This window comes from Pseudomonas sp. GQ91, from assembly GCF_059758795.1.
In genome coordinates, this window is record NZ_JCAXED010000059.1 from 1 (window position 1) to 463 (window position 463).

The window sequence follows — 463 nt, forward strand, 5'->3', positions numbered from 1 at the left end:
GTTCGCTTTCCTCGGCGGCCCTGGCCACAGGGCTGCCTGATTGGTGTGATGAGGTGGTTATGCACGCGCAACTGAATGAACAACAACCCATTGCCGGCGCCAGTCTGCGTTTTGACGGCATTGGCAAAACCTTCCCTGGCGTCAAGGCGCTGGACGGCATCAGCTTCAGCGCGCAGCCAGGCCAGGTGCATGCGCTGATGGGCGAGAACGGCGCGGGCAAGTCGACGCTGCTGAAAATCCTCGGTGGCGCCTATATTCCGAGCAGCGGCACCGTGCAGATCGGCGCGCAGGTCATGGCCTTCAAATGCGCCGCCGACAGCATCGCCTGCGGCGTGGCGGTGATCCACCAGGAACTGCACCTGGTGCCGGAAATGAGCGTCGCCGAAAACCTCTTCCTCGGGCATTTGCCGTCGCGCTTTGGCGTGGTCAATCGTGGGCTCCTGCGTCAGCAGGCGCTGGCGTG

1 protein-coding gene is annotated in these 463 nt (G+C 63.5%); it reads left to right on the forward strand.

The genetic code is table 11. The annotated features are described in order from the left end of the window. Positions 1-59: 59 nt before the first annotated feature. The coding region (locus AC6CIA_RS26400) for an ATP-binding cassette domain-containing protein (protein WP_498316094.1) at positions 60-463 on the forward strand (404 nt) is incomplete at its 3' end.